The 14448-nt window shown below is 76.9% G+C and carries 12 protein-coding genes; 7 read left to right on the top strand and 5 right to left on the bottom strand.

Annotation, left to right across the window (positions count from 1 at the left end; all coding sequences use genetic code 11):
- Positions 1-24: 24 nt before the first annotated feature.
- The 3 genes from CSPHI_RS07365 to CSPHI_RS07355 all read right to left on the bottom strand — a co-directional run bounded on the left by CSPHI_RS07365 (position 25) and on the right by CSPHI_RS07355 (position 5492).
- On the bottom strand, positions 25-1734 hold the full coding sequence (locus CSPHI_RS07365) for an ATP-binding protein (RefSeq protein WP_075692175.1): 1710 nt from the start codon (positions 1732-1734) through the stop codon (positions 25-27).
- A gap of 87 nt (positions 1735-1821) precedes the next feature.
- Positions 1822-3606: a hypothetical protein gene (locus CSPHI_RS07360; protein ID WP_075692174.1), complete on the bottom strand. Its 1785-nt coding sequence runs from the start codon at positions 3604-3606 to the stop codon at positions 1822-1824.
- A 92-nt stretch (positions 3607-3698) separates the two neighbouring features.
- A complete protein-coding gene (locus tag CSPHI_RS07355) occupies positions 3699-5492 on the bottom strand; it encodes a hypothetical protein (protein ID WP_075692173.1) in 1794 nt (597 codons plus the stop codon).
- A gap of 157 nt (positions 5493-5649) precedes the next feature.
- Between CSPHI_RS07355 and hisD the strand changes: the two genes are divergently transcribed.
- The 4 genes from hisD to CSPHI_RS07335 are packed head-to-tail and all read left to right on the top strand — an operon-like array spanning position 5650 to position 8990.
- Positions 5650-6999 (top strand): histidinol dehydrogenase, encoded by a 1350-nt coding sequence (gene hisD, locus CSPHI_RS07350; RefSeq protein ID WP_075692172.1) that lies wholly within the window; start codon positions 5650-5652, stop codon positions 6997-6999.
- Positions 6992-8158 carry a histidinol-phosphate transaminase gene (locus CSPHI_RS07345; RefSeq protein ID WP_075692171.1) on the top strand — a complete coding sequence of 389 codons (1167 nt, stop codon included), beginning with the start codon at positions 6992-6994 and terminating at the stop codon, positions 8156-8158. The genes hisD and CSPHI_RS07345 overlap by 8 nt, the downstream gene beginning before the upstream one ends.
- Positions 8155-8787: an imidazoleglycerol-phosphate dehydratase HisB gene (hisB, locus tag CSPHI_RS07340; protein WP_075692170.1), complete on the top strand. Its 633-nt coding sequence runs from the start codon at positions 8155-8157 to the stop codon at positions 8785-8787. The genes CSPHI_RS07345 and hisB overlap by 4 nt, the downstream gene beginning before the upstream one ends.
- Entirely contained in the window at positions 8784-8990 is a 207-nt protein-coding gene (locus tag CSPHI_RS07335; RefSeq protein WP_245803285.1) for a non-structural protein NS4A, read from the top strand. The genes hisB and CSPHI_RS07335 overlap by 4 nt, the downstream gene beginning before the upstream one ends.
- 25 nt (positions 8991-9015) lie before the next feature.
- Here the strand turns inward: CSPHI_RS07335 and CSPHI_RS07330 are convergent, their stop codons facing one another.
- Positions 9016-9645: an arsenate-mycothiol transferase ArsC gene (locus tag CSPHI_RS07330; protein ID WP_075692169.1), complete on the bottom strand. Its 630-nt coding sequence runs from the start codon at positions 9643-9645 to the stop codon at positions 9016-9018.
- A gap of 183 nt (positions 9646-9828) precedes the next feature.
- Positions 9829-11430 carry a Na+/H+ antiporter NhaC family protein gene (locus CSPHI_RS07325; protein WP_075692168.1) on the bottom strand — a complete coding sequence of 534 codons (1602 nt, stop codon included), beginning with the start codon at positions 11428-11430 and terminating at the stop codon, positions 9829-9831.
- Between the two features lie 199 nt (positions 11431-11629).
- Between CSPHI_RS07325 and CSPHI_RS07320 the strand changes: the two genes are divergently transcribed.
- The 3 genes from CSPHI_RS07320 to priA all read left to right on the top strand — a co-directional run bounded on the left by CSPHI_RS07320 (position 11630) and on the right by priA (position 14418).
- Positions 11630-12322, top strand: a complete 693-nt coding sequence (locus CSPHI_RS07320) for an imidazole glycerol phosphate synthase subunit HisH (RefSeq protein ID WP_075692167.1) — start codon at positions 11630-11632, stop codon at positions 12320-12322.
- Positions 12323-12368: 46 nt separating this feature from the next.
- Positions 12369-13523: an aminotransferase class I/II-fold pyridoxal phosphate-dependent enzyme gene (locus CSPHI_RS07315; RefSeq protein WP_075692166.1), complete on the top strand. Its 1155-nt coding sequence runs from the start codon at positions 12369-12371 to the stop codon at positions 13521-13523.
- Positions 13524-13686: 163 nt separating this feature from the next.
- Positions 13687-14418, top strand: coding sequence for a bifunctional 1-(5-phosphoribosyl)-5-((5-phosphoribosylamino)methylideneamino)imidazole-4-carboxamide isomerase/phosphoribosylanthranilate isomerase PriA (gene priA, locus CSPHI_RS07310; protein WP_075692165.1), 732 nt, complete (start codon positions 13687-13689; stop codon positions 14416-14418).
- The last annotated feature ends 30 nt before the right edge of the window (positions 14419-14448 follow it).

Genomic DNA, 14448 nt, shown 5'->3' with positions numbered 1-14448 from the left:
TTGGCTCGATTCGGAAGGGCCGGCTCAATCCCGGCCGCCGAGCAGGTCGTCCAGGGTGCGCAGCATCCAGAAGTCCCCGGGCAGGCCCGCCGGCAGCAGGGCGCGGACCTGCTCGGCGTAGTGGCGCAGGCCCGCATCATCCTCCAGCCGGCGGCAGCAGGCCGCGGCCACGATCAGCGCCTCCGCGGCGGCGAGGGCCTCCCCGGTGTCCCGGTAGGCGGCGGCGGTGGCCTCGGCCAGCCGGATCGCGGCCATCGGCCGGTTGGTGAGCATGAGCACGTACGCCAGGTTCGCCTCGCGCACCAGCCGGGAGGCCCGGTCATCGGCGAGGGCGGCGGAGATCGCGATGAGCTCCCCGGCGAGGTGCTCCCGGGCCGAGGCGGTGCCGGCGGCGCCGGATGCGCCCACCGGCGGCTCCCCGCGGTCGACGTCGTCGAAGCCGCGGCGCAGCTCCTCGGCGAGATCCGGCCAGGCCGCGCCGGGACCCGGATCCGGCAGGGCCGCCGAGCGCGCGGCCAGGGCGATCCGGCGCGCGGCGTCGGCGCCGCGGCCGTCCCGGCGCAGCTGCCCGGCGTGGCGCACCAGCAGCACCGCCGAGTGCAGGTGCCACCCGGAGGCGATCGCGGCGTCCACCGCGGTGGCGTAGGCGTGCCCGGCCAGCGACGAGCAGCCGGACAGCTCCGCCCAGGCGGCCACCGGCTCGGCGGCGCGCAGCGCCCCCGCCGGCTCGCCCAGGTGCAGCAGCGCCCGGGCCCGGTGCGCGGTGATCCCCTGGACCACCGGGTTCGCCGGCGGGGGGTGGTGCAGCACGGCCGGGGGCAGCGCCGAGACCCGCCGGGCCACCGCATGGTCGCCGCGGCCCAGCGCCACCGCCCCGGCCCGGTGGCGCGCGCGCAGCTCGGCGAGCAGCAGCCCCGCCCCGGCGGCGGCGTGCGCCGCGGCCTCCAGGTGGTGGGCCTCCCCGGCCGCGTCCCCGCGGCGGTGCGCCAGGCCGGCCAGGATCCGGTGCGCGCCGGCGGCCGCCCAGCCCGGGTCCCCGGCCGGGTCCCGCAGCACCAGCTCGCAGTCGGCCACGGCGGTGGCCAGGCTGCCGGCGACCACCCGGGCGCGGGCCTGCAGCAGCCGGAAGGCGTCGCCGCGGGCGACCGGGCCGGGCCGGTGGGCCAGCCAGTCCAGCACCGAGCGGGCCAGGCCCAGCTCCCCGAAGTCCAGGGCTGCGCCGATCAGCACCTGGGCGACGTGGTCGAGCAGCGGGTCGGGGTTCCGGCCGGGTTTGCCGGGCAGTGCGGCGGCCACCGCGGTGAGCGCGGTGACCACCTCCACCGGGGGTGACAGCGCGATTCCCTCGGCGACCGGGTCCACGTCGCCGACCGCGGCGGCGGCGCCCGCGACCCGGGCGAGCAGGGTCTCCGGCCCGGGATCCGCCCCCGCGGCGGGGCTGCCCGCCCCGGCGGCGGCGTCGGCGACCCGGGCGGCGGCCAGCCAGTCCCGGTGCGCCCGGCGGGCCTCCTCGCCGAGCTCCAGGGACCGGGCGACCACCATGCGCAGCCGGTGCGCCTCGCAGCGCGGCACCGGGGCCAGCTCCTCCGGCGCCGGCTCGTCGAGCCAGTGGTCCAGGGCGTAGTCCACCGCGGCCCGGGCCATCGCCGGGGCATCGCCGCGCAGCAGCGCGGCCCGGGAGCGCGCCAGCAGCACCGCCAGCTCCCCGTGCGCCCCGCCGCTGCTCTCGCTCATCGGCCCATTATGCGGGGCGCCTGCCCCTCCGGCCAAGGGCAGGCTCGCCCAATCGGGGGAGGGCGGGCTACCCCCGCGGGGGCGGGCTCAGCCGCCGTATTCGCGCAGCAGGATCGCCAGCTGCTCGCGCAACCAGAAATCCGGAGGGGCCTCCGGGGGCAGCAGCCCCTCGATCCGCTCCGCGCAGTGGTGCAGCCCCTCCCGGTCGCCCTCGGCGCAGCGGCAGGTCGCCGCGACGATGAGCAGCTCCGCGGCGAGCAGCCGCCGCCCGGCGGCGGCGTAGCGGCCCGCGGCGTCCTCGGCCAGCGCGATCGCGGCCCGGCTGCGCCGGACCAGCATGAGGATCCGGGCCAGGTCCGCCCGCCGGTCCAGCTCCACCGATTCGGCGGTGCTCACCCGGCGGGACACCCCGAGCAGCAGCGCCGCGGCCGCCACCGGGCCGTCCTCGGCCGCCCCGGCGAGCTCCGGGGCGGGCGGGGCGTCGGCGAGGTTCCCGAAATCGCGGTGCAGCGCGGCCAACGCCGCCGCCGGGTCCGGGGCCGGGGCGCCCTCCCCGGCGGGCATGAGCAGCGCCCGGGCGGCCAGGGAGAGCCGCCGGGCGGCCTCCTCGGGATGGCCCTCCCGGCGCAGGTGCCCGGCGCAGCGCACCAGGGCCGCCGCGGCGTGGCCGGGCCGGCCGGCCAGGGCGTGCGCGTCCGCGGCGATGGTGCAGGCGGTGCGCGGCTGATCCCCGGCGCCGGCGGCGCAGCCCAGATCGGCGACCGCCTCGGCGAGCCGGGCGGCGGTGGCCGGGTCCCCGCGGCGCAGCCGGGCCCGGGCGCGCAGCAGGTCCAGGTCGGTGCTCACCGGGTTCAGCGGCGCGGACTCGGCCATCGGCGCGGCCGCGTCCAGGTGCGCCTCGGCCCCGGCCGGGTCGTCCAGGGCGAGCAGCGCGGCCGCCAGGCGGCGGCGCACCCGCAGCCCCAGCAGGTCCAGGCCCTGCGCCGCGCAGGCGGCGGCGACCACCCGCAGCTGCCGGACCTCCTCCTCGGCCTCCCCGCGGGCCCGGGAGAGCTCCGCGATGAGCAGCCGGGCCGCCACCGCCGCGGTGACCGGTTCGCCCACCGGGTTCGCCGCCACGTAGAGGCAGTCCGCCGCCGCCCGCGCCGGCTCCCCGGCCCGGGCGGCCACCCGGGCGGTGAGCAGCCGGAACTCGTCGAGCAGCTTGAGGGTGGCCATCCCCCCGGGCAGCCAGCCCAGCAGCCGCTCCGCCGGCTCCGGCTGGTCCAGCTCGATGGCGGCCCGGGCCAGCAGCAGCGCCGCCTGCAGCTGCAGCGCCCCGGCCCGCCGGGGCGCGGCGGGCAGCTGCCCACCCAGCTCCGCGAGCTCGGCCACCGCCTGCCGGCGGGCGGTGGCGGAGCGGGTCCCGGCGGCCAGCCGGGGGGCCGCGGCGGCCAGGCCGGTGGCCCGGCACAGCAGGGTCTCCGGGCCCTCGGCGGCCCCGGCGCGCAGATCCACCCGCCGGGCCCATTCCAGCCAGTTCCGGTGCGCCTCGGCGGCCTCGGCGGTCAGCTCCAGGCAGTCGCCGACCACGAAGCGCAGCCGGTGGAACTCCCCGCGCAGCTCCTCGGGCAGGCTGCGCGGCAGATCCCGGGGCCCGGCCAGCCAGTGGTGCTCGGCGAAGCGGGTGCGGATCCGGGCGGCGGTGAGCCGATCCGAGCCCAGCAGCGCCTGGCGGGATTTGCCGAGCAGCCCGGGCAGGGTCAGCGGGGTGGGATCGCGTTCCGGGCTGCGACCGGGTTCCGGCAGGGGCGGCTGGTAGAGGTCCCAGGCCCATTCCGGGGGCAGCCCCGGCGCCTGCGCGTCCCGCTCGGCTCCGCTCCACCAGCTCATTGCGCGATTATGGGACCCGCGGCCCCGCCCAGGCAAGGCTGGCCTACGCCCGCCCCCGATCCGGGCCCCCGCCGGAGGCGCCCCGGGGACGGTCAGCCCCCGGTCGCGCCGTCCTCGCCGAGCAGCTCCGCCAGGGCGTCGCGCACCGGGTGCCCGGCCCAGGTCTCCGCCGGCAGCAGCCGGTTGATCCGCTCCGCGTAGCGGCCCGCGCCGGCGGCGTCGTCCCGATCCAGGCAGCAGCGCACCCCGGTGAGCAGCGCCCGGGCGGACTCCACCCCGTCCCCGGAGTCGAGGTAGCCGGCCGCGGCGGTGTCCACATGGCCCAGGGCCAGGTCCTCCCGGCCGGTGGCCCAGTACACGTAGGCGAGATCGTCATGCCAGTCCGCGATGGACCAGCCGTCGTCGATGAGATCCCGGGCGGCGACCATGAGATCCTCGGCGAGGTCGTCGCGGGCCGCCCCGGCGGCGACCTCCGCCAGGTCCCGGTCGGGGCGTCCCATCGCCCCGCCGATTTCGCGCAGCATGGTCGCCGCCAGATCCGGCACCTCCGCCGGGCCCACCGCCCCCGGGGCGACCAGGGTGCGCGCCGCCTGGCGCAGCGCCGCGCTGGCCCCGGGGCGATCCCCCAGCCGGCGCAGGTGCCCGGCATGCTCCAGCAGCAGCCGCACCGCCCGGGCGTGCTCGTCGAGGGCGGTCGCCGCGGCGGCGGCGATGGTGTAGGCGGCGTCGGTGCGCTCCTCATCGGCGGTCATCGTGGACCACTGCGCCACCGGGGTGGCCCGCAGCCCGGCCTCCGCGTACTCCCCGGCGTCGAAGAGGCTGCGCGCCAGGATCAGCTCCAGGTCCATGGTCAGCGGGTTCACCGGCATGCCCCGGGTGTGCCGGAGCATGTCGGTGGCCAGCGCCCGGGCCGCCGGGTAGTCGCCGCGGCCGTTGAGCAGGGCGGTGAGCAGCCGCGCCGAGCGCAGCCCGGCCACGGTGAAGTCCAGGGCCAGGCAGGTCGCCGCCACGGTGCGCAGCTGGCGGATCGCCTCATCCTCGTGCCCGGCCTCCAGGGACAGCCAGGCCAGCATCTGCCGGGCCTCCACGGTGGCGGTCACCGGCTCCCCGCGGGGGTCCTCCGCCACCGCGGCGGCCAGCCGGGCGGCGCCGGCGAGATCCCCGCGGGAATGCGCGATCTGGGCCTCCAGCAGCGCCCGGTCGTCGCCGGCCGCGGCCCGCGGGGCGTGCCGGCGGGCCCAGTCGGCCAGCGCGGCGGCGAGATCCGCGCGCCGGCAGAGCGTCGCCGCGGCGCCGACGATGGTGGCGGCCAGACCCACCTGGTAGTCGTCGCGGCCCTCCGGGCGCCGGTCCAGGATGCCCCGGGCCGCGGCGATCAGCTCCGGGATCTCGGCATCGGCGGGTGCGGCGGGGGCGGGAACCCGGTCGGCGTAGGCCTCCGCCTCGGCGACGGCGGCGAAGGCGCGGGCGTGCAGCACCGCCGCGGGGCGGTCATGGGCCACCGCCCAGTCCAGCCAGGCCCGGCGGGCCTCCGCGGCCTCGGCGACCAGCTCCAGCTGATCGGCGGCGGCGTGCCGCAGCGCGTGGAACTCGCCGAGCAGGTCCACGTCCAGGCCGGCGGGGTCGTCCAGCCAGTGGTCGCGGGCGAAGGCGCTCACCGCCCGCCAGCTGGCCACGTGGTCGAGGTTGCGGGCGGCGTGCCGGGAGAAGGCGAGCAGCGCGGCCAGCTCCGCCGGGGCGGGCCGCGGCGCCCAGGTCGGCATCCGCGGCGGCGGCGGTGCGGCGTCCCCGCCGGCGGCGTCCCCGCCGGCGGCCGGGTCCGCGGGCGCGTCCGCGGCGGCGGCGTCCGCGGCCGCCGCCTCCTCGTCCTCATCCCACCAGAGCATCAGCCCATGATGGGCCGGGCCGGGGTCCTTCGGCAAGGTGGGCGGGGCCGGGCCGGGGCACCCGACTATGCTCGACGGCGGACACCGCCCGGGCCCGGCGGCCCCGCCGGGCCCGGGCGCCGGCACCCCATGACCCGGAAGGTGGGCGAAGACCCCGATGCTCTCCATCACCGACCTGCGCGGCACCACGCCGACCACCTCGCAGCTGCGCCGCGCGCTGCCGCGCGGCGCCGCGGACGTCGACTCCATGATCCCGACGGTGCGGCCCGTGGTGGAGGAGGTCGCCGCCGGCGGCGCCGCCGCCGCGGCCGGCTACTCGGAGCGCTTCGACGGCTGCCGCCCGGAGCGCACCCGGGTGCCCGCCGAGGCGATCGCCGCCGCCGTGGACCGGCTGGACCCGGCGGTGCGCCGGGGCCTGGAGAACTCGATCACCCGGATCCGGGCCTTCCACGCCGCGCAGAAGCCGGCGGACGTCACCGTGGAGGTCGTCCCCGGGGGCCGGGTCACCGAGAAGTGGATCCCGGTGGGCCGGGTGGGCCTCTACGTTCCCGGCGGCAACGCGGTCTACCCCTCCTCGGTGCTGATGAACGTGATCCCCGCCCAGGAGGCGGGGGTGGCCTCCCTGGTGGTGGCCTCCCCGCCGCAGGCCGAGCACGACGGCCTGCCGCACCCGACCATCCTCGCCGCCTGCGCCCTGCTCGGCGTGGACGAGGTGTGGGCGGTCGGCGGCGCCCAGGCGGTGGCGCTGCTGGCCTACGGCGACGATGACCCGGCCGACGGCTCCGGGCCCCTGGAGCCGGTGGACATGATCACCGGGCCGGGCAACATCTTCGTCACCGCCGCCAAGCGGCTGTGCCGCTCCGTGGTGGGCATCGACGCCGAGGCCGGCCCCACCGAAATCGCCGTGCTCGCCGACGCCGGCGCGGATCCGGTGGCCGTGGCCTACGATCTCATCTCCCAGGCCGAGCATGACGTGATGGCCGCCTCGGTGCTGGTCACCGACTCCGCGGAGCTGGCCGGGGCGGTCGACCGGGAGATCGAGGCCCGCTACGGGGTGACCCTCAACCACGACCGGGTGCGCCGGGCCCTGGAGGGTCCGCAGTCCGGGATCGTGCTGGTCGACGACATCGAGGCGGGGCTGCGGGTGGTCGACGCCTACGCCGCGGAGCACCTCGAGGTGCACACCGCCGATGCGGCGGCCGTGGCCGACCGGGTGCGCAACGCCGGGGCGATCTTCGTCGGCGCGCATTCCCCGGTGCCGCTGGGCGACTACTCCGCCGGCTCCAACCACGTGCTGCCCACCTCCGGCACCGCCCGGCACTCCTCGGGCCTGTCCACGCACACCTTCCTCAAGGGGGTGCACGTGGTCGACTACGACGAGGCCGCGCTCAAGGGCGTCGCCGAGGACGTGGTGGCGCTCGCCGACGCCGAGCGCCTGCCCGCCCACGGCGAGGCGATCCGGGCCCGGTTCGAGGATCTCGCCGCGAAGGGGGACGCCGATGCCTGAGCGGGACGCGGGCGCCTTCGGCGCCGGGGTGCGCCTGGCGGATCTGCCGCTGCGCGAGGAGCTGCGCGGGGAGGAGGCCTACGGGGCCCCGCAGCTCGACGTGGAGGTGCGGCTGAACACCAACGAGAACCCCTACTCGCCCTCCGAGGACCTGGTGGAGGACCTCATCCGGGAGGTCGCGCACGTCGCCCGGGGCCTGAACCGGTACCCGGACCGGGACGCCCTCGCGCTGCGCGAGTCCCTGGCGCAGTACGTCACCGGGCGCACCGGGGTGGACTGCGACGCGACCCGGGTGTGGGCCGCCAACGGCTCCAACGAGGTGCTGCAGCAGCTGCTGCAGGCCTTCGGCGGGCCGGGCCGGTCGGTGCTGGGCTTCACCCCCAGCTACTCGATGCACCCGATCCTCGCCGCCGGCACCCGCACCCGCTTCATCGCGGTGCCCCGCGGCGCCGGCTTCGACATCGACCCGGACGCCGCCGAGGCCGCGATCGCCGAGCACGCCCCGGACGTGATTTTCGTGACCACCCCGAACAACCCCACCGGCGGGGTGACGCCCTACGCCGACCTGCGCCGGATCCTGGACGCCGCGCCGGGCATCGTGATCGTCGACGAGGCCTACGCTGAATTCGACGAGGGGCCCTCGGCGGTGGCGCTGCTCGCCGACTATCCCACGAAGCTGGTGGTCAGCCGCACCATGAGCAAGGCCTTCGACTTCGCCGGCGGCCGGCTCGGCTACTTCGTGGCGGCCCCGGCCTTCATCGAGGCGGTGATGCTGGTGCGGCTGCCCTACCACCTGTCCACGCTCACCCAGGCCGCCGCCCTGGTGGCGCTGCGCCACGCCGACGACACCCTGGCCACCGTGGCGAAGCTCGCCGGGGAGCGGGACCGGGTGGTGGCGGGGCTGCGCGGGATGGGCCTGGACGTGGTGGAGTCGCGCTCCAACTTCGTCTTCTTCGGGCCCTTCGCCGACGCCGGGGCGACCTGGCGGGCTCTGCTGGATCGGGGGGTGCTGATCCGGGACGTGGGCGTGCCCGGCCGCCTTCGTGCGACCATTGGGCTGCCGGCGGAGAACGACGCCCTGCTGGAGGCCATGGCCGCGGTGCTCGAGGAGGAGCCCGCCACCCTGGCCGGAGACGACGAGGAGGAGAACCCCACGTGAGCGAGAGCACCGAAACCCCGCGCGCCGAGGGCCGGCGCACCGGCCACGTCGAGCGCGCCACCCGCGAATCCTCGATCGTGTGCACCGTGGACCTGGACGGCACCGGCCGGGCCGAGATCGGCACCGGGCTGCCCTTCTTCGACCATATGCTCACCGCCTTCACCCAGCACGGCAGCTTCGATCTCTCCCTGCGGGCCAGCGGGGACGTCGAGGTCGACGCGCACCACACCGTGGAGGACTGCGGGATCGTGCTGGGCGCCGCCTTCGCCGAGGCGCTCGGCGACAAGCGGGGCATCCGCCGCTTCGGTGACGCCCTGATCCCCATGGACGAGACCCTCGCCCAGGCGGTGGCGGACGTCTCCGGCCGGCCCTACTTCGTGATCACCGGGGAGCCGGAGCATATGCTCACCACGGTCATCGGCGGCCACTACGCCACCGTGATCAACGAGCACTTCTTCGAGTCCTTCGCGCTCAACGCCCGGATCGCGCTGCATGTGCGCTGCCTCTACGGCCGGGATCCGCACCACATCACCGAGGCGGAGTTCAAGGCGGTGGCCCGGGCGCTGCGCGCGGCCTGCGAACCGGATCCGCGGGTCGAGGGCGTGCCCTCCACCAAGGGCACCCTGTGAGCGCCGGGATCCTCGCCCAGGCCTCGGCGGTGGGGCCGAACGCGGCGGCGACCTACCTGCTGTTCATCATCGCCGGGCTGCTGGTCGGCGGCACCTACTCGGTGTACAAGGCCGGCTCCCGGGTGGGCACCATCGTCATGGGGGTGCTCGCGGTGATCGCCCTGGCCGGGGCGATCCTCTGGCTCACCGGGGCCCTCGGCTAGACCGGGGCGGCGGCGCCCGGCCGGCTCAGGCGCCGGCGGGCGTCCGCGCGGGCACGCCGAGCTCGTCCAGCAGCGCCCGCACCCGGGTCTCGATCTCGTCGGCGATGGCGCGCACCACGGTGAGGTCCCGGCCCTCCGGGTCGGCGATCTCCCAGCGGGTGTAGCGGTCGCCGGGCACGTCCGGGATCTCGTCCACGCCGAGCAGCACCACCACGTCGGCGCGGTGCACGGTGCGCGCCACGATCTCCTTGCGGTAGAGCCCCGCATGGGAGATGCCGCGTTCGTCGAGCACGGCGAGCACCTCCGGCTGCACCTCGGCGGCCGGGGCCAGGCCCACCGCGCGGACGAAGACCGCCTCCCCGGCGAGGTGCCGGGTGATCGCGGCGGCGAGCTGGGAGCGCCCGGCGTTGCGCATGCAGGCGTAGAGCACCTCCGGCCGGGCCTTCGGCTCCTGGCCGCGTTCGGCGGCCAGGGCCGCCAGGCGCGCGGCGGCGTCGCGTTCCACGAACACCGGCAGGAAGGTGTCCACCTTCGCGGTGGCCCGCGCCTCGGCGATGACCTCGTCGAGCACCCGGTCGATCTCGGCCGGAGGATGGCCGCCCTCATGGCGGCGGTGCAGGTCCTCGCGGACGATCTCCAGCTGGCGGTCGAGCATGACGGTCCTTCCGGGCCCGGGGCGGCCGCCGCCGGGGCCATGATCCTGGCCGGGGTGTTCACCCCTCGTTCACCGGGTGTTCACCTTACGCCGGGGCCAGGGCGCCCGCACCGGATGAGCGGCGAAAACCCCCGGATGCGCGCCTCGCGCCCGGGGGTTTCCCGCGGTGGGCGGGGCAGCGGCTCAGCCGGCGGCGGGGGCGGCCTCCCGGGTGGCGTGATCCTCCACGTGCCCGGTGGCCCGGCCGATGACCGCCAGGGCCGCGACGACCAGCACCAGGGTGGCCACCAGGCCGATGCCGACCGAGTCGGTGGCGGCGTAGACCACGTAGCCGGCCAGCGCCGCCGCGCCCACGGTGATCGCGTAGGGCAGCTGCGTGGACACGTGCGTGACCACATCGCAGCCGGCGCCGGTGGCCGACAGGATGGTGGTGTCCGAGATGGGGGAGCAGTGGTCGCCCCACACCGCGCCGGCCAGCACCGCGCCGAGCGCGGCCACCAGGTAGGCGTCCGCGTTCGCGGCGATCAGCATGTCCCCGGCGATGGGCAGCAGCAGGCCGAAGGAGCCCCAGGAGGTGCCGGTGGAGAAGGCCATCGCCGCGGCGGCGACGAACATCAGCGGCACCAGCCAGGCCGAGGACATCCCGGAATCCACCACCAGGCCGCCGAGGTAGTCGCCGGTGCCGAGCTCGCCGACCACGGTGCCCAGCATCCAGGCCAGCAGCAGGATGATGATCGCGTCCTTCATGGACTTCGCGCCCTCCCAGGAGCCGCGGCCTAGGGTCGCCGCGGAGAAGGACCCGGCCGGGATGGTCACCCGCGCGTAGTAGAACAGGGCGGTGGCCAGGCCGGCGACGGCGCCGATGATGAGGGAGTCGGAGACGTTGGTGTTGGCGAGCATCTCCATCGGGTCGGTGGAGCCGGACGCGGCCCGGCCGGTGGCGAACATCGCGGCGATGACGCCGATGACGAGCACCAGGAAGGGCACCACCAGGGAGCGCTTCGCACCGGGCCGGTGCACCGGCAGCCCCGCGGAGAGCTCCCCGGGGATGTTCGCGTTCGCCGCGTAGGCCTCGCCGCGGTGGTGCGCCCGGTTCTCCTCCCGGCGCATCGGCCCGAAGTCCACCCGCAGGTAGATGACCAGGAACACCGCGATGATGGCGGCGATGGCGTAGAAGTTCGCCGCCGCCGCGCCGAGGAAGCCGCCGACGTCGCTGACCTGGATCGCGGAGGCGGCGAAGATGGGCGCCAGGATGCCGATGATGGAGGCGCCCCAGGAGCTGAAGGGCATGAGCACCGACACCGGGGCGGAGGTGGAGTCGATGATGTACGCCAGCTTCGCCCGGCTCACCCCGCGGGTGTCGGTGACCGGCTTGGCGATCTGGCCCACCGCCAGGGCGTTGAAGTAGTCGTCGATGAAGATGAGCACGCCCAGGCCGCCGGCCATGGACTGCGCCGAGCGCCGGGAGCGGATCCGGGCCCCGATCCAGTCGGAGAAGGCCGCGGAGCCGCCGGACATGAGCACCATCGAGGTGAGCACGCCGAGCAGCACCAGGAAGAGCAGGATGTAGACGTTGCCGGTGTTCACGGCGCCCTCGTCCCAGAAGATGCCCGCGAAGGCCGCCCACATCGTCTTCAGGGCGGCCACCACGTCGAGGTCGGTGACCAGCAGGGCGGCGGCGACGATGCCGGCGCCGAGGGAGAGCCGCACCCGGCGGGTGGCGATGGCCAGGATGATCGCGCCCAGCGGGGGGATCACCGTGAGGATGGGGTACTGGTCGACCACGTGGCCTCCAAGGGTCGGGGCGCCGGGCCTCGGGGCCCGCGCCGGGTGCTCGTAAAGCGGAAAGGTCGGGGATGAGCGTACAGGCAGCGGGGGCGGGGGATCCCCCGTTCCGATGCCCTCGGGGGCACCCCGGGGGCCCGGCGGGGATGCAACGCGGGTGCGACCGGGCGCCCCGGGGCCCAGGCCGTACAATCCCCCCATGACCACCGTCGCACTCCTGGACTACGGCTCCGGCAACCTGCGCTCCGCCGAGCGCGCGATCGCCGCCACCGGCGCGGAGACCATCGTCACCGCCGACCCGGGCACAGTGCTCGCCGCCGACGGGCTCGTCGTCCCCGGCGTGGGCGCCTTCGCCGCCTGCATGGAGGGCCTGCGCGCCGTCAACGGCCCCCGGCTCATCGGCTCCCGGCTGGCCGGGGGCCGGCCGGTGCTGGGCATCTGCGTCGGGATGCAGGTGCTCTTCGACCGTGGCGTGGAGTTCGCCGAGGGCATCCACGCCCCGGAGGCCGCCGATGAGGCCGGCGAGGCCGCCCCGCAGGCGGTGGGCGCACCCGGCTGCGGGGAGTGGCCCGGCACGGTGGAGCGCCTGGACGCGGCGGTGCTGCCCCATATGGGCTGGAACACCGTGGAGGTGGCCCTCGGCTCGAGGCTCTTCGCGGGCCTGGACCCCAATGAGCGCTACTACTTCGTGCACTCCTACGCCGCCCGCCGCTGGGAGCTCACCGACACCGGCCGGATCGCCGCGCCCCTGGTGCACTGGGCCGAGCACGACGGCTGCCGCTTCGTCGCCGCCGTGGAGAACGGCCCGCTGTGGGCCACCCAGTTCCACCCGGAGAAGTCCGGGGCCGCCGGGGCGGCGCTGCTGCGCAACTGGGTGGCCACGCTCGACTGAGCGCACCCTCCTGAACGCCGATCGAGGGGCGGTCTAGGCTGGGCCCATGCCCGCCCAGCCCGCCGCAGGCCACAAATCCGTCCTCGCCGAACTCGACCGCATCGCCGAGCGCCGCCGCGCCGCCGGCCTGCACCGGGAGCTGCGCCCCCGGCCGCCAGCCGGGGCGGGGCAGCCGCCGCTGGATCTGGCCTCCAACGATTACCTGGGCCTGCACGATGACCCCCGGGTCACCGCCGCCGCGGCGCGGGCGCTGCGCGACTACGGCCTCGGCGCCACCGGCTCCCGCCTGGTCACCGGCGCCACCGAGCTCCACGACGAGCTGGAGCGGGAGCTGGCCGGCTTCCTCGGCCTCGGCTCCGCCACGGTGCTCAGCTCCGGCTACCTCGCCAATCTCGCGGCGGTCACCGCCCTGGCCGGCCGCGGGGACCTCATCGTCAGCGACGCCGGCTGCCACGCCAGCCTCATCGACGCCTGCCGGCTCTCCCGGGCCCGGGTGGCGGTCACCCCCGCCGGGGACCCCTCCGCGGTGGCGGCGGCGCTGGCCGGCCGCGCCGAGGCCCGGGCCATGGTGCTCGTGGACGCGGTGCAGTCCGCCGACGGCGCCGTCGCCGACATCGCCGGGCTGCACCGGGTGTGCCGGGAGCATGCCGCCCTCCTCATCGTCGACGAGGCGCACGCCCTGGGCGTGGTGGGCCCGGGCGGCCGGGGCGCGGTGGCCGCCGCCGGGCTCGCCGGGGCCCCGGACCTGGTGGTCACCCTCACCCTGTCGAAGTCGCTCGGCGCCCAGGGCGGGGCGGTGGCGGGGCCGGCGAATCTGCGCGACCACATCCTCAACCACGCCCGGGCCGCGATCTTCGACACCGCCCTGGCCCCGCCGGCGGCCGCCGGGGCGCTCGCCGCGCTGCGGATCCTCGCCGCCGAACCGGGGCTGCCCGGGCAGGCGCTGGCGAACGCCCGGGCGATCGCGGCGGCCTGGGGCGTGCCCGCCACCGGGTCGGCGGTGGTGCCGGTGGTGCTCGGCGACCCGGTGCGCGCCGTGGCCGCCCGGGACAACCTCGCCGCCCGCGGGGTGCACGTGGGCGTGTTCCGCCCGCCCAGCGTCCCCGCCGGCGGGTCCCGGCTGCGCTTCACCGCCCGGGCGAACCTGGGCGAGGCGGATCTCGACCGGGCCGCCCCGGCGCCCGGGGACCTGCCCGACTGAGCGGGACGCGGGGGCGTACCCCGGGCCGGCGGCCGGCCTCCCGGTGCGGCGGGAATCGGCTCGCCCGCGCTCGCGTATGATCCAGGCGACAGCCGGACCGCGGCACGGGGCACGACCCGCGCCGCGGCCCGGGAGGCACCGACACCCTGGAGTCCGAATACCCATGAGCCTGACCCTGCTGCCCGCCGTCGACGTCGCCGATGGACAGGCGGTGCGCCTGGTGCAGGGCGCCGCGGGAAGCGAAACCCACTACGGCGCCCCCATCGACGCCGCCAGGAACTGGCAGGACGCGGGCGCGGAGTGGATCCACCTGGTCGACCTCGACGCCGCCTTCGGCCGGGGCTCCAACTACGAGCTGCTCAAGGACGTCGTCGGCGCCCTCGACGTGGACGTGGAGCTCTCCGGCGGGATCCGGGACACCGAGTCCCTGGAGCGGGCCCTGGCCACCGGCTGCCGCCGGGTGAACATCGGCACCGCCGCCCTGGAGGACCCGGACTGGTGCCGGCGGGTGATCGGCGACTACGGCGACCGGGTCGCCATCGGCCTGGACGCCCGGCTCATCGACGGCTCCTGGCGGCTGCGCGGCCGCGGCTGGGTCTCCGACGGCGGGGACCTGTGGGAGGTCCTGGAGCGCCTGGACGCCGAGGGCTGCTCCCGCTTCGTGGTCACCGACGTGTCCAAGGACGGCACCCTCGCCGGGCCGAACCTGGACCTGCTGCGCGATGTCGCCGCCGCCACGGACGCGCCCATCGTCGCCTCCGGCGGGGTGAGCAGCCTGGAGGACGTCACCGCGATCAAGGGCCTGGTCGACGAGGGCGTCGACTCGGCGATCATCGGCAAGGCGCTCTACGCCGGCCGGTTCACCCTCGAGGAGGCCCTGGCCGCGGCGAAGTAGCCGCGCCGGCGACGGCGCGGGAGACCGGAC

Source organism: Corynebacterium sphenisci DSM 44792 (assembly GCF_001941505.1).
GTDB lineage: Bacteria > Actinomycetota > Actinomycetes > Mycobacteriales > Mycobacteriaceae > Corynebacterium > Corynebacterium sphenisci.
Note: the sequence above shows the minus strand (reverse complement) of the source record. Positions and strands in the feature narration are given on the sequence as shown.

What these genes read in the sequence shown, in the direction of transcription:
- CSPHI_RS07365 (WP_075692175.1), bottom strand. Translation starts at nt 1,734, where the DNA reads ATGAGCGAGAGCAGCGGCGGGGCGCACGGGGAGCTGGCGGTGCTGCTG.
- CSPHI_RS07355 (WP_075692173.1), bottom strand. Translation starts at nt 5,492, where the DNA reads ATGCTCTGGTGGGATGAGGACGAGGAGGCGGCGGCCGCGGACGCCGCC.
- hisD (WP_075692172.1), top strand. Translation starts at nt 5,650, where the DNA reads ATGCTCTCCATCACCGACCTGCGCGGCACCACGCCGACCACCTCGCAG.
- CSPHI_RS07360 (WP_075692174.1), bottom strand. Translation starts at nt 3,606, where the DNA reads ATGAGCTGGTGGAGCGGAGCCGAGCGGGACGCGCAGGCGCCGGGGCTG.
- CSPHI_RS07315 (WP_075692166.1), top strand. Translation starts at nt 12,369, where the DNA reads ATGCCCGCCCAGCCCGCCGCAGGCCACAAATCCGTCCTCGCCGAACTC.
- CSPHI_RS07320 (WP_075692167.1), top strand. Translation starts at nt 11,630, where the DNA reads ATGACCACCGTCGCACTCCTGGACTACGGCTCCGGCAACCTGCGCTCC.
- CSPHI_RS07330 (WP_075692169.1), bottom strand. Translation starts at nt 9,645, where the DNA reads ATGCTCGACCGCCAGCTGGAGATCGTCCGCGAGGACCTGCACCGCCGC.
- priA (WP_075692165.1), top strand. Translation starts at nt 13,687, where the DNA reads ATGAGCCTGACCCTGCTGCCCGCCGTCGACGTCGCCGATGGACAGGCG.
- CSPHI_RS07345 (WP_075692171.1), top strand. Translation starts at nt 6,992, where the DNA reads ATGCCTGAGCGGGACGCGGGCGCCTTCGGCGCCGGGGTGCGCCTGGCG.